Below are 2993 nucleotides of genomic sequence, written 5' to 3'. Positions count from 1 at the left end.
ATTGATAATGGATAATTGATAATTACCTCTCCCTAAAACGGATTGGATTGAATAAAAGGAAAATAAATCCATTGTTTCTCCACAGCGAATGAGAGGCTTTAAACCTTAATTATTCGGTAAGAAGCTTGATATAAAACTCTCAATCTATAGAAGCAATTAATACTAATTAACTCAAGTATGGCTACACATCATATCTCAAGAATGAAATCATATAATCTAGCAGCAGCTCGGCACTGTAGTCTAAGTTGATGAAATTGGTATAAAAATATCAACTATTAATTATTCATTCAATAATTCACGCCTTGAAGCCTCCCCTTTTAAGGGGATAAATCAAAAAAAATCCTTTTAGTCAATCCCCTTATTTTAAGAAGAGGTAATTATTAATTATTAATTGTTCATTGTTAATTGCTGAAAAATATTTGTGTAATTTCAGGGGGAAGACTCTAAAAAGAGTGGATGTTTCCTTGAGACTTAAATTTTAGTGAATTAGTATACACTACCAAGAATATCGGAAAAGTCATAAATATAATTTGACCTCATAAACTTCCTCCATTTTACTCCTACTAATTGGAAATAAATGTGGATAATTTCCTTCCCCATTTTATAATTTACAGTTTAAGCTTCTTATTCAGAATTAATATTTATAATCAGCAATTAAAATTTAAGTATTCCGAAAATAATAAGGATAAGAATATGATAACTCTTCAGTAACTCTGTTGTTTGTGNAGTTACCAGTTAAAAGTTATCCGAAAACTATGAAGATGGTAATAGTGGTTTAGGAGGAGCAATACTTTTAGCAAATAATTCCCACATTACTAATATTACTAACACAACTATTGCTAATAATTATGCTGGATTTCAAGGTGGAGGTTTCTGGGTCGGTAACTCAAATACTACTTTAAAAAATACTATTGTTGCCTATAATGAAGCTAACAATGGTGGTAATGATTGGAATATTAATCATCACACAGGAACTCAGTTTAGTGATGGTGGTGGAAATATTCAGTCTAATGAACTTAATCCTAATGATACGAAAGTAACAGCAGGAGTAACACTTACCGATCCTTTATTGGCAGATTTCCAAGAAGTAAATAATATTTTCATACATCCCCTATTAGAAAATAGTCCTGCTATTGATGCAGGAGTTAATGCTGATGCACCGACTACAGATCAGTTAGGTAATACTCGTCCTGTTGATGGCGATAATAATGGGAGTGAAATTACTGATGTTGGTGCTGTTGAGTTTATTACTGCATCTTCAGAACCTGAAACTGGAGATAACAATAACAACATTTTAACAGTCACCAATAATAATGATAGTGGTACTGGTTCCTGAAGACAAGCGATCGCCCATGCCAACCCAGGAGACACAATTGAATTTGACTCCAGTTTAGCTAATCAAACTATTACCCTAACTTATGGTCAATTAGAAATAGATAAAGACCTAACTATTGATGGTGAAAATGCTCAAAGTTTAACTATTAGTGGCAAGAATGCCCATCGAGTTTTAGAGACAGGTAATCGAAAAAATATTACTATCAGAAATCTGACAATTGCCAATGGCAGAAGCAACCAATCAGGGGAAGCAGGAAATGGAGCAGGAATTAAAACTGGTTTTGAAAGCACGCTAACTGTAGAAAACAGCACCTTTGAAAATAACGTAACCTCTGGAGAAGGAGGCGGTGCTATTTGGGTAGAGAATAGCAGTAATACGACAATTATTAACAGTAAGTTTGACAACAACGATGCTACTGCTGGAGGAAGCGAAAGAGGCGGCGGTGCAATTTCTACAAATGGTCTTGCTGTTCTGACAATTCAAAATAGTGAGTTTACAAATAACAAAGGAATTAACGGCGGTGCCCTCAATACTCCTTCAACAGCTTTGACGGTAGAAAATTCAACATTTACCAATAACAACACCAGTGCAGGCATTGACTTCTCTAGAGGACTTGGAGGCGCAATATATACCGATGGAGTTTCTGCCAGTTCCGTTGGCGAAAACGGCACAATCGCAATTCGTGATACCCTGTTTGAAGGAAATACAGGTGCAGGTGCAGGCGGGGCTACATTTTTGTATATTTACCAAGGTAATAATGTAATCATTGAAAATACAACTGTTATCAACAATTCAGTCATCACATCCACTATAGATGGTGTCAACATGGCTGATGGTGGAGGAATACGAATCGGCACTGGCCAAAGTTCGGCAAACAGCGGTCAGGGAAATTTTACAATCAGCAATACTACTTTCGCCGGAAATACAGCAGAAAGTCAGGGTGGTGGATTGTGGATTGACGCCAACTCAGACTTAACCAGAGCTGAGGTTGTTAACAGTACCTTTTCCGAGAACAGAACAGAAAGTCCAGATGGTACAACGGGTTTGGGAGGTGCAATCTTTACCTACTCACCTACGACAATTACCAACACGACAATTACTAACAATTATGCAGCAAATATTTCAGGTGCGATTCACACTAGAGAGACTGTAGCTCCTGATATTGAAGTGAGAAATACGATTTTTGACCGCAACACGGCTGGTAATGTATATGGCATTAGCCAACAAACACACTATCAACTGACTGACAGGGGAGGTAACTTGCAATTTCCTGCAGTAGATAAGGAAGACCAATTAGTGACGGCGAATATGGCAATTGGCGATCCTCAGTTGGCAGAGTTGCAAGAGGTTGACGGTTTCTTGGTTCATCCTTTGTCAGATGGTAGTGCTGCTATTGATCAAGGAACTAATACTGATATACCTACTACAGATCAGTTAGGCAATACTCGCTCTGTTGATGGCGATAATAATGGTAGTAGCATTACAGATATTGGTGCTGTTGAATTTGTTGCTGCATCTCCAGACCCTGAACCTGGAAATAATCTACCTACAGAAATTCAATTAGATAATAATTCTATTGCAGAAAATAGTAATAATGGAACAGTGGTAGGTACTCTAACTACAACTGACTCTGATGTTGATGATACTCACACTTATA

At 36.9% G+C, this 2993-nt stretch carries 2 protein-coding genes and 1 pseudogene; all 3 read left to right on the top strand.

Features of this window, described 5'->3' with window-relative positions:
- The first annotated feature begins 1069 nt into the window (after positions 1–1069).
- Complete coding sequence (locus tag AFK68_RS03930; RefSeq protein ID WP_094671678.1) at positions 1070–1336, top strand: choice-of-anchor Q domain-containing protein; 267 nt, start codon at positions 1070–1072, stop codon at positions 1334–1336.
- Positions 1337–1345: 9 nt separating this feature from the next.
- A pseudogene (locus AFK68_RS44150) lies at positions 1346–1846 on the top strand (right-handed parallel beta-helix repeat-containing protein); the annotation flags it as partial.
- 36 nt (positions 1847–1882) lie between these two features.
- A partial coding sequence (locus AFK68_RS03925) for a choice-of-anchor Q domain-containing protein (protein WP_305778126.1) occupies positions 1883–2993 on the top strand: 1111 nt, incomplete at its 3' end.

Source organism: Hydrocoleum sp. CS-953 (assembly GCF_002260545.1).
GTDB lineage: Bacteria > Cyanobacteriota > Cyanobacteriia > Cyanobacteriales > Microcoleaceae > Trichodesmium.
This window is presented reverse-complemented; position numbering and strand designations above follow the sequence as displayed.